We start from the raw sequence: 18769 nt of genomic DNA on the forward strand, positions 1-18769 counted from the left end.
TCAAACGGAACGCAGGAATTCCCTGGCTTACGGATGCTCGTCGAGAAGGGTGCCCAGGATAGCGAGGGCTTTTGACAGTTGGAGGTCGGACACTGCGCCATACCCGACGACCAAGCCGTTCACCGGTGGGCGCTCAGCGTAATATCCGGCCAGGGGGATGACCCGTACACCCCGTTCCAGCGCCTTCCCAGCCAGATCCGCCGCGTCAGGGTGTTCGAAGCGGATCACGGCATGCAACCCGCCGTCGAGTCCTGCAAGCTCCACATCGGTCCGCGGGCCCAAGCGTTCAATGAGCAAGGACCGGCGGTGCGAATATTCCCTCCGGGCCCGGGCAATGTGTCGGGAGAGCCCGCCGCCCTGAAGGTAATGGGCGAGGGCCGACTGCAGGACCCCGGCCACCGGAGTGTCCATGGCTTCACGTACGGCCTTGAGGCGCTGGCCGGCATCACCCCGGACCACCAGATATCCGCAGCGCAGCCAAGGACTGAGGTTCTTTGAGAACGTTCCGAGAAGTACGACGTCGGCAGCTGCCGGCAGGGAGGCGACGGCAGGCAGGGGCATTCTGCTGTGGCGAAATTCGCTATCGTAGTCGTCCTCCAACACGAGCACGCCATGGCGGTCCGCCCACTTCAGCAGGCCGAGCCGTTCCTGGACTGCCATCCTGCCACCGAGAGGGTACTGGTGGCTGGGGGTGATGAGGACGGCGTCGGGAATGACGTTGAGTCCGGCGAGTTGGGAGCTCTTCAGGCCGTCCTCGTCCACGGGAAGCAGCTGAAGATGGACACCGGCGGCGCTCATGACCCGCCGCGCCGTGGGGTAGCCCGGGTCTTCAACCAGGATGCGCGGATTGTTCCTCCTGCCTCGAAGCATGGACACCACCAGGTGCAGTGCATCACTGGTGCCGGCCGTAATGATGACGTCCTCCGGGTCGACGGCCAGCCCCCTGGACACCGCCAGGTGACCGGCCACGGCTTCCCGAAGCTCCAGCGTTCCAAGGGCTGGTGGCAGGTGCGTGTTTCCTTGCTCCGCCAAGGCCCTCTTCCACGCGTTGCGCCACTCCCGGTCTTGGAACGGCGATCCCGAGGGGCGGCCGGGGGTCAGGTCAATCACCTCGGCGTTGGCAGGGCTGCTGCGCTGCGCTTTCACTTCGTCCGGGCGCTTTTGAATGTCCGGCCGGACAGCCACTCTGGTCCCACCAGTACCGTTGCTTTCCAGGAAACCTTCCCCGGAGAGCTGCTCGAAGGCCCGCACCACCACGCCACGGGATATCCCCAAGTCCTTGGCCAGGCGTCGGGTTGCGGGGAGCGTGTGCTCAGGCTGGAGGAGTCCGCTGAGGATGGCGCTACGGAGCTGGCTTGCAACTTGGGCGGACAGGGAGGCCGGACTCTGCCTATCCAGCTCGATGGGTATTTCCGATTCGCTCATTGGACCTCCGGAGTTGTTCATTCTTGGATCTAGTGTAGGACCAAGCCCTTTGGCAGCATGAGACGCGTACTCACCCATTTGCTGTGCTCGCACCCGGCCACAGCCACAAGAAAGCAGGACTGTAGTGTTCAACGGCCTCAGCGCATTCCCCCTGACACCCATGAACGGTGAAAGTGTCGATCTGGACGCCGTTGCCCGGCTGGCGGCCCGCGCGGCACAGTCAGGGGCGGATTCACTCGGTGTCCTTGGCTCGACGGGAAACTACGCCTATCTCTCCCGTGAAGAACGACGCATGGTCCTTGAAGTGTCCGTTCAGGCTGCGGGGGGCGTGCCGGTTTTGGCCGGTGTCGGGGCAGTGCGTACCCGCGACGTCCTCATTCTTGCCGGCGATGCCCATGCCGCTGGCGCCTCGGCACTGCTCTTGGCCCCGGTGTCCTATCAACGCCTGTCGGAAGGGGAAGTTTTCGGGTTGTTTGAGGACCTCGCGTCAGAGTCAGACCTTCCGGTCGTCGTGTATGACAATCCCGGCACCACGGGCTTTACCTTCACGGACGAACTGCATGCCCGGATCGCACGTATCCCGGGAATAGCTTCCATCAAGATTCCGCCGCCGGCTGCCACTGACATTGAGAGCAGGCTCGGCAAGCTCCGCGCAGCTTTGCCCGGGCAAACATTTTTGGGTATCAGCGGAGATTGGATTGCCGCCGAAGCACTGCTTGCTGGTTGCGATCTCTGGTACTCGGTGATTGGCGGGATCCTTCCCCGCCAGGCCCGGGAAATCGTTGACCACGCTTTGGCTGGCCGGCGCGATGATGCGATGGCAGCTTCCGCCGCGTTGGAACCCGTCTGGTCCCTGTTCCGAACCTATGGGAGCCTTCGGGTCACCGTCGCACTGGCTGAAGACCTGGGGCTCATTCCGTCGTCAGCCTTGCCGTTGCCGCTGCACGGCTTGGATACCGAAGGACGCACCAGAGTTACCGAGGCCATCCGCCAGTGTGGATTGGAGGCCTAGGTGGCTTGGAGGGCTGGTCACCTGGCTGGAAACAACGCAAATGAATGGGGTCGGACCAAGAACGGGGGAGAGGGACATGAGCCTCATCGACGGGCGCACAATCAACCGTGCTGCCAGGGGTAAGCAGACGTCTCCGGGCGGATTGGCCCGCTATGTCGCTGCCGCCACCCTGGCGCGCAGCGCCGATGGGGGTGCGGTTGTCGCCATTGTCCTGCTGGTGACAACCAGTGGGGCGCCGGGTTGGCTGGCCGGAATCCTGGGTGCCTGCATCACGGCACCGCACCTTTTCGGTCCGTTCGTTGCCAGGACACTGGACACTGCCCGGGACGGCAGAACGGTGATCGCCTGGGCGTGCCTGATGCACGGCGTTACCCTGGCCGCTGCTGTCCTGCTGTACCCGCGGACTCCTCCAATCGTGCCGGGTCTTCTGCTCATTGCGTCCGGACTGGTCGGTCCATTATTGACGGGCGGCATTAGCAGCCGGCTCTCAGCGATCGCTGGGGGCAGCAGAATCAGTCAGCGACGCGCACATGGATGGGATGTAGCAACATATGGCATCAGCGGAACCATTGGTCCCTCTTTGGTCGCAGCTGTTTCGGGCTGGGCGAATCCGGCATTGGCGGCATTGATCCTAGCCGGACTAACGTTTGTCGCCGCCGCCCTGGTCAGGCTTTTGCCCTCTTCTCCTCAAACTTCAGTTCCCTCGGAGGTACCGCGCCCGGGTCCGACATTGCTAATGATGCTGTCAAACGGTCCTTTGCGTCGCACGCTCTACCTGACGGTCGTCGTCGCCTTGTCGGTCGCTTCGCTGCCTGTCACCGCAGTGGCTTCGACGACACAACTGGGGGTTGGGCCAGCCGCGGCAGGGGTCCTGACTGCCGCATATGGTCTTGGCGGGCTTCTAGGATCCGCTGGTGTCATGATCCGGCCGTTGCGAAGCGATGCGGACCACCTCATAACCTGGCTGGGAGCTGCTGTTGGCGTTGCGCTGTGTGTGGCGGTCTTCGCCGGGATCTTCCCCGTGGCAGCGGTGGTCTATTCCCTGGCCGGAGTGCTCAACTCCTGCTTTTTCGCCGCAACATTGGCCGCGCGCAGCGAATATGCACCAGCCGGGGCACGAGGTCAGGTCTTCGTGTGGATCGGAGCATTAAAGATCACAGCGGGTTCTGCCGGCACAGCGTTGGCAGGGGCCATGGTTGTACCCATGACACACCTGCCCTTGCTTTTGGCGTCCGCCCTTATTGCGGTGGCCGTGAGCGCTTCCCTGTTTGACCGCCGTCGTGAACGGTCCCAAACAGCGGGATCGGCCCTGAGGCAGGCCAGGCCGTAAGACATATCAGTGTTCTACTGGAGCAGAAAGCCGCTTGCCGCACTTCTCCACAGCAGGGCACCTTCACCCTTTCGTGTCGCCTTGACGCTCATGGGTTCGGGGGACTGGACCAGGTCCGGCAGGCCTACACCGAGCGGCGATCACCGAACAAGGTCCTGCCAACTATGCCCGAAGAAGCAACAGATCAATGGGATATGTTTGAACCGGCCAACTCGCCGGACACGGTAGCCGCAGCGGCATTCCTGCTTCGAAGGGCGTTGACCCAAACACATGTTCACATCCCCTCAGACAGGAGCGTCCGTGCCGAAGAGTCCACGTGATGAGATAGATGCGCAGATTCTGGCCGAGCTGCGGCGCAATGCCCGTATCAGCCTTGCCCAGTTGGGCGAGAAGGTGCTGCTCTCCCGAAACGCAGTGAGGCAACGGATTGAGCGGCTTGAACGGGACGGGTATATCCACGGGTACACCATCAAGGAATCAGCCGGAGAAGGCTCGGCCACGGTCAATGCGGTGCTCCTGATCCAACGGCATGACAGGATGCGGGGCGGAGACGTGATTGCCGGACTCAAGGCCATTCCTGAGATCGCCACTTGTGATGTCGTCAGCGGCGAACTGGATATCGTGGTCAGGGTGGAGGCCCCCGACGCTGCACGGATCCAGGAGATCTGGAGGCAGGTCTCAGAGTTTCCTGGAGTCCGCGACATCACCACTGCCTTGTCCCTCTCCACAGTCATCGACAGGCAGTCACCCCGCTAAGGCGGCGCGAACCATACCGGGCTTAAATGGTTCCGGCGCTGCGGAACCGAGGAGGTTACGCAGCGCCGGACAGGCACGGCCTGATCTATTGACGGTAACGTCAGGCGATCATCATGACGTGATCGCGATGACCTTGGGCTGCGTCATTTCTTCGTAGGCGAAGCGGACGCCTTCGCGGCCCATGCTGCCGTATTTCGAGCCGCCAAAAGGCATCGCATCGAGGCGGTAGTCCGAAGAATCGTTGATCATCACTCCGCCTGCGTCGATTGCCTTGGCGGTGGCCAGCGCCCGGGCCAGGTCCTTGGTAAATACCCCTGCCTGCAACGCGTATTCGCTGTCGTTGGCCAGTTCGATGGCTTCCTCGGGGGAGTCGAACGGTTCCACGAGGACCACGGGTGCGAACAGTTCCTCGCTCCATGCCTCGCAACTGCGCGGTACTGCGGTAAGAACGGCAGGTGTCAGGAGCGCGCCGTCCAAGGTGCCGCCAGTGAGCAGTCGCGCACCGGCCGACACCGCTTCGTCGATCTTGCGCTTCGCTTCTGCGGCAGACGCGGCGCTGATCATGGGTCCGACGTCGGTCTGCTCCCTTCGGGGATCGCCTGTCGTGAGGGCGGCCGTTCGGGAGACAAAAGCGTGAAGGAAGGTGTCGAAGACCGGCCGCTGGACGAGGATCCGCTGGGCGCCGATGCAGTTCTGTCCCGCGGCCCAGAAGGAACCGGAAACACTGGCCTCGACGGCGGCAGGAATGTCCGCGTCGTCGAACACGATCACGGGTGCGTTGCCGCCGAGTTCCATGGACAGGCGTTTTATACCGGCATTGGCGGCGATGGCCCGGCCCGTGGAAAAGCCGCCCGTGAAGGAGACCATCCGAACCAGTTTGGACGAGATGATGGTTTGCGCGATGGTGCGATCGCCCAGGACAACGGTGACGAACTCCGTCGGCAGGCCTGCCTCGCGCAACAGGTCCACGAGGAGGATGGCCGTCAAAGGTGTCAGCTGGGACGGCTTGAGGATGACGGTGTTCCCTCCGGCAATCGCCGGCCCCAACTTGTGCGCCACCAGGTTCAGGGCATCGTTGTACGGGGTAATGGCAGCGATAAGACCCAACGGTTCACGGGTGAACCAGCCCTGGCGGTTTTCGGAGCCGGAGAAGGAGTCGAAGGGAACTACTTCGCCAACGTTGCGGCGGGTTTCCGCTGCCGAGAGCTTCAGCGTATTCACTGCACGGGAGACCTCTTTGAGCGCCTGTGTGATGGTCTTCCCGGCCTCGGCGACGATTAGCCCGGCCACTTTCTGCGTCCGTTGCTGGAGAAGGTCTGCAGCCGTATCCAGAATCCGCCCACGTTCATGACGCGGCATAGCCGCTGCTGCCGGAGCGGAGGCCGCTGCACGGATGATCTCCACGCGCACATCTGCCTCGGTGCACTGTGGAAGTGTCGCCAGGATGGAACCGTCAAACTTGTCGTAGACCGCCAGATCGGTGGTAGCGGCTGCGGTTGTGGCGTCGGCGATGGCTGACTCAGGCACGGACCGCTCCTTTGGCGAATTCGTTGACGGCGATGATGTCCGAGATGAGGGCGTAGGCAGTTTCCACGCGGCCGGCCCCAGGACCCGATACTGTGACGGCTCCCAGCAAATCCGTGCTGAAGGACACGGCATTGGTGGCGCCGGAAATACCAGCCAGCGGGTGTTCACCCGGAAGGGCGATGGGCTGGACGGTAGCTACGATGCCGCCGTCGTCTTGCCGCCGGGCTTCGCCAATCAACTTCCAGCGGTAGCCGCTTGCCAGGGCCTGTGCCACGTCTTCGCTCTTGATGTCCTGAATACCGGTGGTTTCCACGTCATTGGGGTGGATGTTGGCACCGAGCAGCTCGTTGGCGAGGATGGCGACCTTCAACCGGACGTCCGAGCCGCCGATGTCAGCAGTGGGGTCCGCTTCGGCGTATCCGCGGTCCTGGGCTTCGGCAATCGCTTCCTCCAGGCCCAGCCCGGCCTCCATCCGGCCCAGGACGTAGTTGCTGGTTCCGTTCAGAATGCCTTGAACGGAGTTCAATTCGAGGCCGCCCAGCATTTTGTGTGCTAGTCGAATGACGGGCGTGCCACTCATGACTGAACCCTCGTACTCGAACCGGACACCATTGTTTGCCGCAAGCCGGCCCAGTTCCCCACCATGCAAGGCCACCGGGCCCTTGTTGGTGGTCACCACATGCTTGCCGGACTCGATGGCCCACTTGACGTGCGAAACTGCGGGTTCGCCGTCGATCGGACTGGTGAAGGTAGCCTCAACGACGATGTCGGCCGGACTGTTCTTGATGACGTCTTCATTGCGGGGATCCGGGCTGCCACCTGGCAGTCCCTCGAACGAGGACCCACGGGGCATCGCCAACACGGCGGCCAGGTCGATGCCGTCTACCTGTACGAGTGAGCCGAAGGCAAGATCGGTGATGGCCACGACACGAAGCTCGAATCCGAGTGAGGCAAATCGCCGGGGTTCATCACGGATGAGTTCGGCCAAAGCGCGGTTGACGCCTCCGAAACCGATGAGGGCCAGGTTGTAGGTAGTCACGTGATCTCCTTGGTAGGGCGGTGGTGCTGTCCTATAAGCCTCGGTTCCAGGCGTGTCAGTTCCCTAGATGCGAATCGCCCGCCAAGGATGACGAAACGCCCAAAAAAGCCGCCAACCATGCCTAAACGCCCGCGGTGCTGCCCCCAGTTGGGATTGGATGGAGAATCTTCCAGTGCAATGGCCTTCTTTACCGCTCGACGGCGGCTACCGCACTGATCTCCACCAGCGCCCCGGGAACGCCCAAACGGGAGACAAACGCTGCTGTCACGAGCGGCGGCTCGTCGGCGGCGAGGTCGGATGCAATGGCGCCGTACCCTGCGGCGAGGTCGGCGCCGTCCACGAAGAGGACCGTCCACTGCACGACGTCGCGAAGGGTTGCCCCGGCAGCCGCGAGCGCGGTCTTTGCGTTCGCCAGGGCGCGGCCAGATTGCACTCCAACATCACCCTCGCCGACGAGCGAACCGCCGCTGTCGACGGAGTTCTGGCCGCCGACGTAGATGGTGGTGGCGTTTGGAGGGACGACGGCTACATGGCTGAATGCCGGGCTGGAGACAAGTCCCTCGGGCCGGATGCGCTGGATAGGTGACATGACTGTATGCTGCCATCCCCGGCCAATTGCCAAAAGGGGGTGCACCCCAATGCTCCCGTTGGCCCCGCCTCGTCAGTCGCGTATTCGCACTCAGGTGCTTGTGAGTCAGGTGTTCGTCACTCAGGCGAGGGCCGCCGTCGTTGCTGTTTCGTTGCTGCCCTCTGTACTTTTGCGGCGCGGTGCCGCTGGGCGGACCCGCGTGTGGGTTTCGTTGCCCTGCGGACAGTCCGTGGGGCAAGGCCCGTCACCACAATGCCAGCGAGCTTAGCCAGGGCGCTCTCGCGGTTGCGTAACTGCGAGCGCTGTTCGGAGGCTGTAACTGTGATGACTCCGTCGACGAGTCGCTTCTCCAGGCGACGCAGCAAGACCTCCCGCTGGCCTTCTGTCACTGCCTTAGACGTAGCTACGTTCCAGGAAAGCTCAGCCTTGCTGTCGGTCGTGTTGACGTGTTGACCGCCCGGTCCCGATGAACGCGAGAACCGCCAACCGAGTTCCGACGCCGGAATCGTGAGGGAGGGCGAGATTTCCAGGTCCATTGAACAAGCGTTGCACGTCGGGGCGGGTCTTCCCAGCCGGGCGGTGCTTCGGCATGCGTGTCAGAGTAGGTCTGCGTGTCAGGGCAGGCTTGCGTGTCAGAGCAGGTTTGCTGCGAGAGCGGAGGCGATGAACCGGCCGTACCGCCCTGCACTCCACCCTCGTTTCAGGACGAGGCTTTCGAACAGTTCGGGCGTGGTGCACGCGAACATGATGTCGGCGGCCTCTTCAGCGCCCAAGCCCGGACGGAGCAGGCCGCGGGCAATCAGTTGACGCGCGTTGTGCAGCATCCGGCGATGCCGGGCGTCGTCAATGTCCTTCAGGAGGCCGGCCATGTCGGCATCCCCTGTTGCAGCGGCGTCACGGATGAGCAGGCTGATTGGTGCCGCAAGGGGGCTGACTTCTGCAGTGAACCGGCCGAACTGTTCCATCAGTTCCCGTGGGTCGTCTGCCGCTACTTGTGCGAGGTCTGAGCGCTGCTCGGCTGGCGGCCCGCCCTTGCCGAGGAGACTCTGCTCGTGGAGAGCGCGGACGAGGCCGGCCTTGCCGCCGAATTTCTTGTAGATGGACTCCGTCGATACTGCGGACGCAGCGGCAATTTCGGAGATGGTGGTCGCGCCGAAGCCCTGCAGGAGGAATAGTTCGCGGGCGCGCGCGAGGATGGTGCGCCGTGACGCCTCGGCGGCTTGGCGGCGACGGCTGGCATCGTAGCTGCGTTGACCCCCGGATGTTTCACCGGGACTCTTGATTCCGGTTGCCATGACTCCTAGACTCCAATCAATACAGAGAACTGTATTGAATTCAAGATACCGCACCAAGGAGTCACCATGGAAACCGTGGAGGGCCTGGAGCGCCTTCCGGAAGGGCCCGTTCGGCGGATGTTCGCTGCGTCCGGCCGCCACGACCTTGACGCCTTGGTCGCCGAATTCGCCAACGACTACGTCAACATCACCCCGATTCATCCCGAACGTAATTTCACCGGCCGCGCCCAGGTCCGTGCCAACTGGACCAGCCTTTTTGCTGGCATTCCTGACCTCACACCAGCAATCGCCGACGCCGCTGAAGGCCGGCACGGAACCGTTTGGGTTGAATGGGGCGCCCGGGGCACGAGACGCGATGGGACGCTGGTGGAACTTGCCGGAGTGGCGATTTTTACTGTGCGCCAGGAGCGGATCGCCTCCGTCCATTTCTATCTCGAACCTGTGGAACGTTCTTCGGGTGACATCGACGACGCCGTCCGCACCACTGCGGGCACGGGCCTTCAGGATGGGGCCGTACTTCCGATATCGCAGGAGTCATGATCCTCGTAGTGGGCGGTACGGGCCGCCTGGGTTCGCGGCTTACGGGGGAACTGGTTCGGCGCGGTGCTTCCGTACGGGTCATGGCCAGGGGTGAATCCCAGCCCTTCCCCAGGAAGAACGTCGACGGCGTCGAGCTTGTCCGCGGGACGCTCGCCTCGGGCAAGGACTGCGGACGGGCCGTTGCCGGATGCAGCCACGTGGTGTTCGCGGCGTCGGGCTTTGGGCTGAAAAGAGGCGGCAACCCACGCAGTGTGGACCGCGACGGCGCACTTCGGGTCATCGATGCCGCGTCCCGGGCGGGCGTGGAACATGTAGTGATGATGTCGATGCATGGGGCGGCTCCCGATGCCCCTCTGGATTTCCTGCGCATGAAGTACGCAGCGGAGGAGGCATTGAAGGCCTCGGGCATGGCATGGACAGTAATCCGGATGGGAGCGAACCTTGAGCAGTTCCTCGACTCAATGAGCCAGCCCCTCCACACGAAGGGCAGGGTGCTTGTCTTCGGTTCGGGACGGGCACCTGTGACATTTACGTCGACGCCGGACGCTGCTGCCGCTGTTCGGCTGGCCCTTTTCAGCCCTTCCTTGCGTGGAAGGACCGTTGAGTGGGGGTCCGAAACGCACCCCTTCAACACGCTGGCGGAAGCCATCCTCGCAGACGCTGGAAAGGGCTCGATCCAGCGGATACCAGTGGCAGGGTTACGGGTGATGGCCGCCGTCGCGGGTACGATTTCTCCGTTCATGGCCCGGATGGCCAGGGCTGCGCTGTGGATGGAATCAGGCGCTGCGGCCTTCGATCCGGCTGTGGAACGTGCCGCGTTCCCTGAAATTCCCGTGATCGGACTGCGTGAGAGTTTGGACCGGATCAGGAGCACATGAGTCGTGGTGCAAACCGGCCTTCGGGAGGACAATGCTAGGCACAACCTGAAATCCCGTGAGGAGCAGCCGTGGGCGAGCCAACTACAGAAGCGACATCAGCGCAGTTGATGGTGGATTTGATCATTTCCCTGGATGGGTATGCCTCAGCGGAGGGGTGGCCCGGTTGGTGGGGACTTGAATCCCCGGAATACCTTGCCTGGCTTGAGGAAGAAGGGAAGAAGGATTTCACCACGCTGATGGGGGCCAACACCTATCGGGTGATGTCAAGCATGTCGGAACAGGCCGCAGGCGAAGACTCCGGGTTCTCCAAGGAAGAGGGAGAGGCCTTGACAGGGCTGGCGGCCCTGCCGAAGGTCGTCTTCTCGTCCACACTCCAGGAACCCCTGGCTTGGCCGAATTCCGAGCTGGTAAGCGGGGATGCTGTGGAAGCTGTCAAAGAGCTGAAGCGGACCCGGACCGGCACCCTGACCACACTGGGAAGCCTCAGCCTTTGCCGCTCTTTGTTGAGTGCCGGACTTGTGGACCGATACAGGATCGTCGTTTTTCCGGTGATCACTGGCCGTACTGGCACGGAACGGATCTATGACGGCTATCCTGATGTTTCGCTTCAAATGGTGAACAGCAGGACCTTCGATGGTCAGCTGCAGCTGCTGGAGTACATACCCACGCTGATCAGCGGTCCGCCTGTCCGGCAGCCGTGAAAAGAGGCTCCAGCGAATCCGAATAGCCGGACATTATTTCGGCAAACGTGAGCAGCTGGAATCCTTCAGCGGGGCAGAGGAGTGGTTCGCTGGTGGTTCCATTGGCGGTGAGCGTAGCGATTCCCCATGGATGCGATGGTTCGCCGACCGAGATGCCGGCTGCGTCGAAGGTGTCCCGGAGCACGTACCGCGTGACGGTCCGCCAGGACTGCAGGAACGGCGGCCGCAACTGCTCAACGAGTTCTTCATCGTTGGCCTGGTATGCCGTCCACAGATTCACGGACAGTTCGTCCCACTCCTTGGCGTCACGGACCATGAGGTGGGCCGCCCGGAGCCGGGCAATCGTTTCGTTCAACGTCATGGTCAGTCCCCAAACTTCCTGTCGTTATGTGTACGGCGGAAACGGCCGTTGTAGAGATGGCCGTTGTAGACATAACGGGCCGTTGTTCCGCATGATTCCCGGCCGGCGCGCGATGAAGGCCGGCGCTCACGCTGGGCCGGAAGTCTCTTGCAAACCTGCTTTGATTTTCCGCCACCCGCCTGCGCGATTGTTGGCGGCGATCTGTCGCAGCATAGCGATGAGGGGTGCGGTAGGTACATCGTCGTTGATGTAAAAGCTGATCATTCGGCCGGTCTTGTTATCGTGCCCTGCTGTGATGATCCCGGCAGGGTCAGGAACGATAGCGCCATCATAGAGAAAGAGGTTCACGTGGTTCCTGGCCGCGAGCAATGCACAGACGTTTCCATCCAGGACAAAGTAGGGCTGAACCCGTCTTTTGATTGTCTCCACGATGTCCGGTTCGGCCTCGTGGATCACGTCACGCAGTTCCTCACAAAGTGTTTGTAGCCAGTCCGGGAGGGCGTCTATGTAACTATCGACTCCGGGATGGTGCGAGTAGTTCCCCATCACGTTATTAGGGCACTACGCCCCACAGCTTGTCCAGACTGGGTCTTGCCCAGACCGCGGGCGGGGCGATGGGTAGGCTTGCTCACATGGTCGACGTCGAGCGGTTCCGGGTTCTGCTGGAGGAGGAGCGGGGCCGGAAGCTTGCCCTGCTGAAGGCGCTGCGCAGTGACATCACATCGGTCAGCCTCGCCCGCCAGGACTCGAACGTCGACGACGAGCATGATCCTGAAGGCACCACCATCGCCTTCGAGCTCTCACAGGCCTCCGCGCTGCTCGACCAGAGCCGTGTGGGCCTTGAGCAGATTGAGGCCGCTTTGCAGCGGATTTCCGATGGAACTTACGGCATATGTACGGTTTGTGGTGTCGCTATTCCGGAGGGCCGGCTCGAAGCGAGGCCGTGGACGCCCTATTGCGTCAAGCACGCCTCAGGCAAACATTAGAACCCGGACAAACAGGAAACCCAGGCAAACAGGAAAACCCGACGGGTAGAGACCAGCCAGGCACGCTTCACGCCATGTCAGGGCTGATGGGCACGAACTCGATGCCCTGCTGGACCTTCTTTCTTGGTCCGCGGTCGAAGCCCTTGGCGTCCAGGTTGTTTCCCGCCCGGAACGCGGCCAGGGCATCGTCGAAGATCTCGTTGAGCCGCTTGCCCGGGAAAACCTTCCGGGTGCCGTCGGCAAAGGTGACGGACACAGAGGCGCTGGCGGGAAAATGCCTGCTCATCCGGATGAAGCCTTGGGAGTCCTGCCTTAGGGAAATCATTGCTTGTCCACGCTTTCAGTATCTGGTTTCACCACATTTGCGTTTAAACACGTTCATGGAGTGAGTCCCACTGTGTCATGCCCACGGACCTGCGGCCTCATTCACCTTCCCCTGACCGGAAGATTGCCCATAAAGCCCTCGCTGCCGGCTCAAGGTGACTGAACGGCTTCGGTGTTGGCACGGTCTGCGGATGCCCCCTGCCTGCGGCTCGCCAGCAGGAACGGCACCGAAATGAGCTCAATAATGCCCGCGATGGCCAGCGACGCCGGGTAGCCGTAAAGGTCAGCCCCACGGCCAAGGAGTGGCTGTATCACCACACCGCCGCTGGATCCCATGAGCGAATCGAAGCTCAGCACTGTGGCGCGCTGCTTCGAGGGAATCATGTCATTGACGTACGCCTGCCGGACCGGAGTTGCCGCAGAGCCAACCACAGCCCACAGTGCCAGCAGCACCAGTGCCACCCAAAAGACACGGGTGAAACCGAGGACCAGCAAGATCACGAATCCCACCAGACCGCCCAGGATCATCACCGAGGTCCGTTTATGGAACAAGCGCCGGGCATGCGGGGCAAGCCAACCGCCCAGGATTTGCGAGCCAGCCACAATTGCAGCGGCGAGGCCCGCAATGGAATAGGCATGGGGGTCGCCAAACAGGTCCAGGAGGTATGGCTGCAGGGCGTAGAAAACATAGATCCCGACGCCGGCACTAAAGGGAGCGGCAAGCATGACGTACCGGACCGGCGGGTTTTTCAGGCCGTTCTCGATCGAGGCAGTGAGCACTGCGCGGGTGGCACGGAGGGGGTGCGTGGACCGCTCAGGTGAGAATCCGACGTCGTGCATTAACCCAAACGCCACGGCGAACATGGCAACCAGAACGAAAACCCGTAAGAGGAACGGCACACCAAGGTTGGTGGCTTGAGCGATAACCCCACCTGCCACCGAACCCAGCAGCATAGCCACACCCTGCACCATCTGGCCGCGGCCCAGAACGGTTTCAAGACCGCCTTCGTAGCCTGAGAAGCGCAAGGCGTCCACAAGCCAGGCCTCCACAGCACCGGAGAAGAACGTGAACCCGAGGCCAAGGAGCACCGAGACAACGGCCCACATCCAAAACGGTGCAGAGATCTGCCACAGCACGAAGTACAAGTATGTAGACGCCGCCAACGTGATCGTGCCAAGCAGGAAAGAAGTACGGCGACCCCAGCCGTCCGCGATCACGCCTGTAGGTACCTCGAAAAGGACCATCCCCGCTGTGAAGAAAGCGTTGGCAGCGAAGGCCTCGAGGTTGCTCAAGCCTGCATCAAGCAGGAAAAGCGTGTTGATACCCCAGATGAAGGAAGCTGCCACCGTGTTGCCCAGCGTCAGCGTGAGATAGACACGTTGAATCTTTCTGGCGGCGTCGTTCAGGGTGTCGCCGCCAGCTCTGGCAGGTGTGACCACACGCTCATTCTCGTCCGCTTGCCCGGCCTCCGCCAGATCCCGGGGAAGGTTTCGCTGCCGGGAGCCTGGGCCGGCCCCCGGCAGCTGCATCCATCCTTACGCCTGGTGGCTGACCAGATCGGCGTCCGTTGTTTTCGACTTTTCCCGCTGCCCGGAATGCACGGTGGCAAAGAACCCACCGAGTTCCGCCGTCGAAGTAAGGGGGAGTACGTTGGCGACGTATTGGTCCGGGCGGACCACCACCACCACGCCGTCGCGGCTGAGTCCGCGCAGCTCAAAGATGTCTGCTGTCGGGTCCGTGCCGAAGACCTTCTCGAGGTAGGTGAGCTTGAATGGTCCAACGGTGGGTTTGAACGCTGCGGGGACGGCGTTGATGTCTACGTTGGTGTGGTCCTGCTGGTAGATCACCTTCACATCGAACCAGGCGTCGCGGTCAGCGTCCGACGGCGTAGCCGCCAGCGGCGAGTCCGGCGAGTTCGCGATCCACTCGGCGAAGTCCGCGAGCCGGCCCGGGGCGCCGGCCTGCGCGGCATCGGCGAAGACGTAGATCCGCCAGCGGCCGTCTGCCTTGGCGTGGTGGCCCAGGTGCATCGGGTTCGTGTCGCAGACCCGCAGGACCGGGGCCGACTTGAAGCGCTTGCCGATGGGGAAGCCCGTGGCGAGTTCCTGGTGCCTGGGCTCGGCAACAAGCATGGACGGAGCGTACTGGGTCATGAAACCGGCAGGGAACTCGGCCGTGCTTGTGTAGAAGTTTTCAAGCTCTGTGGGGTCTTCGAACTCTTCCGGTTTCTTGGCCATCAAGGTGGACCACTGCTTGTCGAAGTCGATCAGGTTCTTGGCCACCACCTGACGCTCAGCGGAGTACGTGTCCAGGAGGCTCTCAGGGCTTCGGCCTTCCAGGACATGCCCGAGTTTCCAGCCGATGTTGAAGCCGTCCTGCATGGAAACGTTCATTCCCTGGCCGGCCTTTGCGCTGTGTGTGTGGCAGGCATCGCCGGTGATGAACACCCTCGGCGTCCGCGTCCCGCGTTCCTCCGGCAGGACGTCGTCGAACCTGTCCGTGAGCCGGTGCCCCACCTCATAAACACTGTGCCACGCGACGTTGCGGACATCCAGCGTGTAGGGGTGCAGGATGTCGTTGGCCTTCTGGATGATCTGCTGGATGGTGGTCTTCCGCACAGCGCCGTGATCCTCAGGCTTAACCTCGCCAAGGTCCACATACATGCGGAACAGGTGCCCGCCCTCGCGGGGGATCAGCAGGATGCTGCCGCCGGCGCCGGACTGGATAGCACATTTGGTGCGGATATCCGGGAAGTCGGTGACGGCCAGAACGTCCATGACACCCCAGGCATGGTTGGCCTGGTCACCTGCGAGATGGCACCCGATGGACTCGCGGACCTTGCTGCGGGCACCATCGGCACCAACGACGTATTTGGCCCGGATGGTGCGCTCCTGGCCTTCGTCCGGCCCCGCAGTGTGCCCAAGGGTGACGGTGACCGGGTAGTCACCGACACCAGTGACCTGGAGACTGCGGAACTCGTAGCCGTAGTCAGGCTTCATGCGGGTGGGGGAGTTGGCCATGAACTCCGCGAAGTAGTCCAGCACGCGGGCCTGGTTCACGATCAGGTGCGGGAATTCGCTGATGCCGGTGGGGTCATCCACTGTGCGGGCCGCGCGGACGATGCGCGAGTGGTCGGCGGGGTCCGGCTTCCAGAACGCCATTTCGGTGATGCGGTAGGCCTCAGCCGTGATGCGTTCGGCGAACCCGAACGCTTGGAAGGTCTCCACGCTGCGGGCCTGGATGCCGTCGGCTTGGCCGATGGCCAGACGGCCGGGGCGCCGCTCGATGATACGCGTCGTGATATCCGGGAACTGAGCCAGTTGCGCAGCCGCCAGCATCCCTGCAGGGCCTGTACCGACGATGAGAACGTCGACTTCATCGGGAAGCTCGGCCGGGCGGTTGATTCCGACGCCGGCGGCTGGCTCGACCCGAGGGTCACCGGATACGTAACCGTGGTGGTGGAACTGCACGGGCTTTCCTCACTTCTTTGTGGGTTGAATTCTTATTGTGTTCTATAGTTGAACACCTTGTTCTATTATCGCTCACCCAATCGTAATGCGGCTCACAGTGAGGATCAAGTCTTTATGTAGCCGGCCGACGAGGCTTAGCGCAGGTTCACGGTGATTCCGGCCAGAACGTGTCAGGATCAGATATGCCTCGACTCATGCTCCTGGACACTGCTTCCTTGTACTTCCGCGCCTTTTACGGTGTTCCGGACTCCATCCGCCGTTCCGACGGCACACCCGTCAACGCCGTCCGCGGCCTGATGGACATGATTGCCCGCCTCACCACGGACTATGAAGCGACCCACGTGGTCGCCTGCTGGGACAATGACTGGCGCCCGAAATGGCGTGTTGAGCTCATCCCCAGCTACAAGGCCCACAGGGTGGCCGAAATCGTGCCGGTGGGCCCCGACGTCGAAATCGTCCCCGATCCTCTCGAAGCGCAGATCCCGCTGATCCGCCACGTGCTGGACCTTGCGGGTATTGCTGTGGTGGGCATCGATGACCATGAAGCCGACGATGTCGTAGGAACATACGCCAGCCAGGCGCAGCTGCCCACCGATGTGGTCACGGGTGATCGGGACCTTTTCCAACTCGTCGACGATGATCGGGACGTCCGCGTCATTTACACCGCTCGTGGCATGAAGAACCTGGAAGTGGTCACCGACGTCGTCGTCGTTGGCAAGTACCGCGTGCTGCCGCAACAATACGCGGACTACGCCACACTGCGCGGCGATTCATCCGATGGCCTGCCGGGCGTTGCCGGTATCGGCGAGAAAACGGCCGCGTCCCTGCTCGCGGAATACGGCTCCCTTGAGGGCCTCCTGGAGGCAGCAGAGGATCCCGACGGCGGACTCTCCAGTTCCGTACGCGCCAAGCTTTCCGCAGCGGCCGAATACCTTAAGGTAGCTCCCGCCGTCGTCAATGTGGTTCGCGACCTGAAGGTGCCCACACTTGAGGAGGCAGGCGCCCAACTGCGTCCCGTGACCGGCGAGGCACGCGCTGAGCTTGAGCGCTTGGCCAACGACTGGAACCTGGGTGGTTCAGTCAAACGATTGCTTGCGGCCTTGGACACCCAACCACACCTTCACAGCTGATTGACAGCTTCAGAACAGCGTGGGCTTGGGTGATCGCCTCACTGTAGTAACAGGACGATGTTTACAGATCGTCTGGAAGTTACCAGCCGTTCGGACGGCTCAGCACCGTTAAATTGACGGCGGATTGAGGAGAGGCACCATGTCAAAGACCAAGAGAATCACGCTGGGCATCACAGCCGGAGCGTTGGCGCTGGGCGCAGGGCTGGGTGTCACCAGTGTCGCTTCAGCCACCACGACGCCGACGCCTACACCGAGCGCAACGTCGTCAGCCGATGCCACAACGCCCGGGCAGGGCCACGGAAGGCCCGGAGGCCACGGTCCGGACCGCGGCCAGCTCGCAGCGGACCTTGCCGCCAAGTTGGGAGTGGACGAAGCCAAAGTCACCGACGCATTAAAGGCCTTCAGAGAAGCGAATAAGCCCACCACGCCACCAACCCAAGGCACCGAAGGAACCAAGCCGGACCGGGCGGCTCAGGAAGCAGCCTTGGCCAAGTCCCTGGCCGCAGCCCTGGGCATTGACGAATCCAAGGTCACTACCGCCTTGGAAGAAATTCGTGCTGCCGCCCAGCAGGAGCGAGCCGCTGCCCTCAAGACCCGGCTGGACAAGGCCGTGGCGGACGGCAAGCTCACACAGGCTGAAGCGGATGCCGTGACCAAAGCTGTTGAAGCTGGAGTCATCGGAGGCGGCGGCCACTAAGGCGCTGCCCCCCGGGCAGGAGTAACCACCCCGCGATGCTCCGAAAGCAATAAGGATCCCCTGGACAGCTCCAGGGGATCCTTATCGTTGAGGCCACACAGCTTCTGGAAGAACCGGGAAAATTCTTTTGAGAGGTTGTCGATTTTGCCTCGCACTGTTCGACCCATGGATGAGAAGGTCGAAGGGCGACCTTCCACAACACAGGAGATTGAGTGCAATGGCCAAGTACATGCTGATCATGCGGGCAACCGACGAATCGTTCGCCAAGTTCGAGAACATTGACTTCAACGAAATCCTCGAAGCCATGGGCAAGTTCAATGATGAACTGATTCGCGCCGGGGTGCTCCTGGCTGCAGAAGGACTGGACGATGCAAAGGAAAGCGTCGTGGTCGACTTCACCGGCGACACTCCGGTGGTCACTGATGGTCCGTACGGTGAAACCAAGGAACTGTTTGCCGGTTACTACATCCTCGATGTTGCGTCCAAGCAGGAAGCCGTCGAGTGGGCCAAGCGTGCGCCGATGACCGCGGGCACCAAGACGGAGATCCGACGGGTAACCAGCATCGACGAATTCCCCCAGGACAACGAATGGATCCAAAAGGAGCGGGCTTGGCGCGAACAGACCGGACAGCTCTAGACCGGACGGGCACTCCTTTGGGCAGTACCGGACATGAGCAGTAACTGACGTGAGAACCACCTGACGTGAGC

At 62.3% G+C, this 18769-nt stretch carries 21 protein-coding genes; 10 read left to right on the forward strand and 11 right to left on the reverse strand.

Annotated features, from left to right (window positions below):
- Positions 1 to 27 precede the first annotated feature (27 nt).
- Complete coding sequence (locus LDN82_RS11365; RefSeq protein ID WP_224164303.1) at positions 28 to 1425, reverse strand: PLP-dependent aminotransferase family protein; 1398 nt, start codon at positions 1423 to 1425, stop codon at positions 28 to 30.
- A 124-nt stretch (positions 1426 to 1549) separates the two neighbouring features.
- On the opposite strand from LDN82_RS11365, the gene LDN82_RS11370 reads away from it, so the two are divergent.
- From LDN82_RS11370 to LDN82_RS11380, 3 genes are all read left to right on the forward strand, one after another.
- Positions 1550 to 2437, forward strand: a complete 888-nt coding sequence (locus LDN82_RS11370) for a dihydrodipicolinate synthase family protein (protein WP_224164304.1) — start codon at positions 1550 to 1552, stop codon at positions 2435 to 2437.
- 76 nt (positions 2438 to 2513) lie between these two features.
- Positions 2514 to 3767, forward strand: coding sequence for an MFS transporter (locus LDN82_RS11375; RefSeq protein WP_224164305.1), 1254 nt, complete (start codon positions 2514 to 2516; stop codon positions 3765 to 3767).
- 300 nt (positions 3768 to 4067) lie between these two features.
- Positions 4068 to 4523: an Lrp/AsnC family transcriptional regulator gene (locus LDN82_RS11380; protein WP_224090134.1), complete on the forward strand. Its 456-nt coding sequence runs from the start codon at positions 4068 to 4070 to the stop codon at positions 4521 to 4523.
- Between the two features lie 111 nt (positions 4524 to 4634).
- Here LDN82_RS11380 and LDN82_RS11385 read toward each other — a convergent pair whose 3' ends face one another.
- The 5 genes from LDN82_RS11385 to LDN82_RS11405 all read right to left on the reverse strand — a co-directional run bounded on the left by LDN82_RS11385 (position 4635) and on the right by LDN82_RS11405 (position 8973).
- Entirely contained in the window at positions 4635 to 6050 is a 1416-nt protein-coding gene (locus LDN82_RS11385) for an aldehyde dehydrogenase family protein (RefSeq protein ID WP_224164306.1), read from the reverse strand.
- A complete protein-coding gene (locus LDN82_RS11390; protein WP_224164307.1) occupies positions 6043 to 7089 on the reverse strand; it encodes a homoserine dehydrogenase in 1047 nt (348 codons plus the stop codon). Before LDN82_RS11390 ends, LDN82_RS11385 begins: the two co-directional genes overlap by 8 nt.
- 187 nt (positions 7090 to 7276) lie before the next feature.
- Positions 7277 to 7678, reverse strand: coding sequence for a RidA family protein (locus LDN82_RS11395; protein WP_224164308.1), 402 nt, complete (start codon positions 7676 to 7678; stop codon positions 7277 to 7279).
- 116 nt (positions 7679 to 7794) lie between these two features.
- Complete coding sequence (arfB, locus tag LDN82_RS11400) at positions 7795 to 8214, reverse strand: alternative ribosome rescue aminoacyl-tRNA hydrolase ArfB (protein WP_224164309.1); 420 nt, start codon at positions 8212 to 8214, stop codon at positions 7795 to 7797.
- A 96-nt stretch (positions 8215 to 8310) separates the two neighbouring features.
- Positions 8311 to 8973 (reverse strand): TetR/AcrR family transcriptional regulator, encoded by a 663-nt coding sequence (locus tag LDN82_RS11405; RefSeq protein WP_224164310.1) that lies wholly within the window; start codon positions 8971 to 8973, stop codon positions 8311 to 8313.
- A gap of 66 nt (positions 8974 to 9039) precedes the next feature.
- Here LDN82_RS11405 and LDN82_RS11410 point away from each other — a divergent pair, with 66 nt between their 5' ends.
- The 3 genes from LDN82_RS11410 (at position 9040) to LDN82_RS11420 (ending at position 11092) form a co-directional block, all read left to right on the forward strand.
- Positions 9040 to 9513, forward strand: a complete 474-nt coding sequence (locus tag LDN82_RS11410; protein ID WP_224164311.1) for a nuclear transport factor 2 family protein — start codon at positions 9040 to 9042, stop codon at positions 9511 to 9513.
- Positions 9510 to 10391, forward strand: a complete 882-nt coding sequence (locus LDN82_RS11415) for an SDR family oxidoreductase (protein ID WP_224164312.1) — start codon at positions 9510 to 9512, stop codon at positions 10389 to 10391. Before LDN82_RS11410 ends, LDN82_RS11415 begins: the two co-directional genes overlap by 4 nt.
- Positions 10392 to 10498: 107 nt before the next feature.
- Positions 10499 to 11092 carry a dihydrofolate reductase family protein gene (locus LDN82_RS11420; RefSeq protein WP_224167521.1) on the forward strand — a complete coding sequence of 198 codons (594 nt, stop codon included), beginning with the start codon at positions 10499 to 10501 and terminating at the stop codon, positions 11090 to 11092.
- On the opposite strand, the gene LDN82_RS11425 is transcribed toward LDN82_RS11420, so the two are convergent.
- Complete coding sequence (locus LDN82_RS11425) at positions 11064 to 11453, reverse strand: hypothetical protein (protein ID WP_224164313.1); 390 nt, start codon at positions 11451 to 11453, stop codon at positions 11064 to 11066. The genes LDN82_RS11420 and LDN82_RS11425 overlap by 29 nt on opposite strands.
- A 126-nt stretch (positions 11454 to 11579) precedes the next feature.
- Positions 11580 to 11909 (reverse strand): DUF1801 domain-containing protein, encoded by a 330-nt coding sequence (locus tag LDN82_RS11430; RefSeq protein ID WP_263422240.1) that lies wholly within the window; start codon positions 11907 to 11909, stop codon positions 11580 to 11582.
- 176 nt (positions 11910 to 12085) lie between these two features.
- Between LDN82_RS11430 and LDN82_RS11435 the strand changes: the two genes are divergently transcribed.
- Positions 12086 to 12439: a TraR/DksA C4-type zinc finger protein gene (locus LDN82_RS11435; protein WP_224164315.1), complete on the forward strand. Its 354-nt coding sequence runs from the start codon at positions 12086 to 12088 to the stop codon at positions 12437 to 12439.
- Between the two features lie 67 nt (positions 12440 to 12506).
- On the opposite strand, the gene LDN82_RS11440 is transcribed toward LDN82_RS11435, so the two are convergent.
- The 3 genes from LDN82_RS11440 to LDN82_RS11450 all read right to left on the reverse strand — a co-directional run bounded on the left by LDN82_RS11440 (position 12507) and on the right by LDN82_RS11450 (position 16234).
- The gene (locus tag LDN82_RS11440; protein WP_224164316.1) at positions 12507 to 12725 is read right to left on the reverse strand and encodes a hypothetical protein; all 219 of its coding nucleotides are present in this window, start codon (positions 12723 to 12725) and stop codon (positions 12507 to 12509) included.
- A gap of 188 nt (positions 12726 to 12913) precedes the next feature.
- Positions 12914 to 14170 (reverse strand): MFS transporter, encoded by a 1257-nt coding sequence (locus LDN82_RS11445; RefSeq protein WP_224167522.1) that lies wholly within the window; start codon positions 14168 to 14170, stop codon positions 12914 to 12916.
- Between the two features lie 129 nt (positions 14171 to 14299).
- Positions 14300 to 16234: an FAD-binding monooxygenase gene (locus LDN82_RS11450; protein ID WP_224164317.1), complete on the reverse strand. Its 1935-nt coding sequence runs from the start codon at positions 16232 to 16234 to the stop codon at positions 14300 to 14302.
- Positions 16235 to 16416: 182 nt separating this feature from the next.
- On the opposite strand from LDN82_RS11450, the gene LDN82_RS11455 reads away from it, so the two are divergent.
- The 3 genes from LDN82_RS11455 to LDN82_RS11465 all read left to right on the forward strand — a co-directional run bounded on the left by LDN82_RS11455 (position 16417) and on the right by LDN82_RS11465 (position 18698).
- The gene (locus tag LDN82_RS11455) at positions 16417 to 17364 is read left to right on the forward strand and encodes a 5'-3' exonuclease (protein WP_224164318.1); all 948 of its coding nucleotides are present in this window, start codon (positions 16417 to 16419) and stop codon (positions 17362 to 17364) included.
- A gap of 139 nt (positions 17365 to 17503) precedes the next feature.
- Positions 17504 to 18061, forward strand: coding sequence for a hypothetical protein (locus tag LDN82_RS11460; RefSeq protein WP_224164319.1), 558 nt, complete (start codon positions 17504 to 17506; stop codon positions 18059 to 18061).
- A gap of 217 nt (positions 18062 to 18278) precedes the next feature.
- A complete protein-coding gene (locus tag LDN82_RS11465) occupies positions 18279 to 18698 on the forward strand; it encodes a YciI family protein (protein ID WP_224090154.1) in 420 nt (139 codons plus the stop codon).
- The last annotated feature ends 71 nt before the right edge of the window (positions 18699 to 18769 follow it).

Source organism: Arthrobacter sp. StoSoilA2 (assembly GCF_019977195.1).
GTDB lineage: Bacteria > Actinomycetota > Actinomycetes > Actinomycetales > Micrococcaceae > Arthrobacter.

What these genes read in the sequence shown, in the direction of transcription:
- LDN82_RS11365 (WP_224164303.1), bottom strand. Translation starts at nt 1,425, where the DNA reads ATGAGCGAATCGGAAATACCCATCGAGCTGGATAGGCAGAGTCCGGCC.
- LDN82_RS11375 (WP_224164305.1), top strand. Translation starts at nt 2,514, where the DNA reads ATGAGCCTCATCGACGGGCGCACAATCAACCGTGCTGCCAGGGGTAAG.
- LDN82_RS11395 (WP_224164308.1), bottom strand. Translation starts at nt 7,678, where the DNA reads ATGTCACCTATCCAGCGCATCCGGCCCGAGGGACTTGTCTCCAGCCCG.
- arfB (WP_224164309.1), bottom strand. Translation starts at nt 8,214, where the DNA reads ATGGACCTGGAAATCTCGCCCTCCCTCACGATTCCGGCGTCGGAACTC.
- LDN82_RS11405 (WP_224164310.1), bottom strand. Translation starts at nt 8,973, where the DNA reads ATGGCAACCGGAATCAAGAGTCCCGGTGAAACATCCGGGGGTCAACGC.
- LDN82_RS11410 (WP_224164311.1), top strand. Translation starts at nt 9,040, where the DNA reads ATGGAAACCGTGGAGGGCCTGGAGCGCCTTCCGGAAGGGCCCGTTCGG.
- LDN82_RS11415 (WP_224164312.1), top strand. Translation starts at nt 9,510, where the DNA reads ATGATCCTCGTAGTGGGCGGTACGGGCCGCCTGGGTTCGCGGCTTACG.
- LDN82_RS11420 (WP_224167521.1), top strand. Translation starts at nt 10,499, where the DNA reads ATGGTGGATTTGATCATTTCCCTGGATGGGTATGCCTCAGCGGAGGGG.
- LDN82_RS11425 (WP_224164313.1), bottom strand. Translation starts at nt 11,453, where the DNA reads ATGACGTTGAACGAAACGATTGCCCGGCTCCGGGCGGCCCACCTCATG.
- LDN82_RS11435 (WP_224164315.1), top strand. Translation starts at nt 12,086, where the DNA reads ATGGTCGACGTCGAGCGGTTCCGGGTTCTGCTGGAGGAGGAGCGGGGC.
- LDN82_RS11440 (WP_224164316.1), bottom strand. Translation starts at nt 12,725, where the DNA reads ATGAGCAGGCATTTTCCCGCCAGCGCCTCTGTGTCCGTCACCTTTGCC.
- LDN82_RS11455 (WP_224164318.1), top strand. Translation starts at nt 16,417, where the DNA reads ATGCCTCGACTCATGCTCCTGGACACTGCTTCCTTGTACTTCCGCGCC.
- LDN82_RS11460 (WP_224164319.1), top strand. Translation starts at nt 17,504, where the DNA reads ATGTCAAAGACCAAGAGAATCACGCTGGGCATCACAGCCGGAGCGTTG.
- LDN82_RS11465 (WP_224090154.1), top strand. Translation starts at nt 18,279, where the DNA reads ATGGCCAAGTACATGCTGATCATGCGGGCAACCGACGAATCGTTCGCC.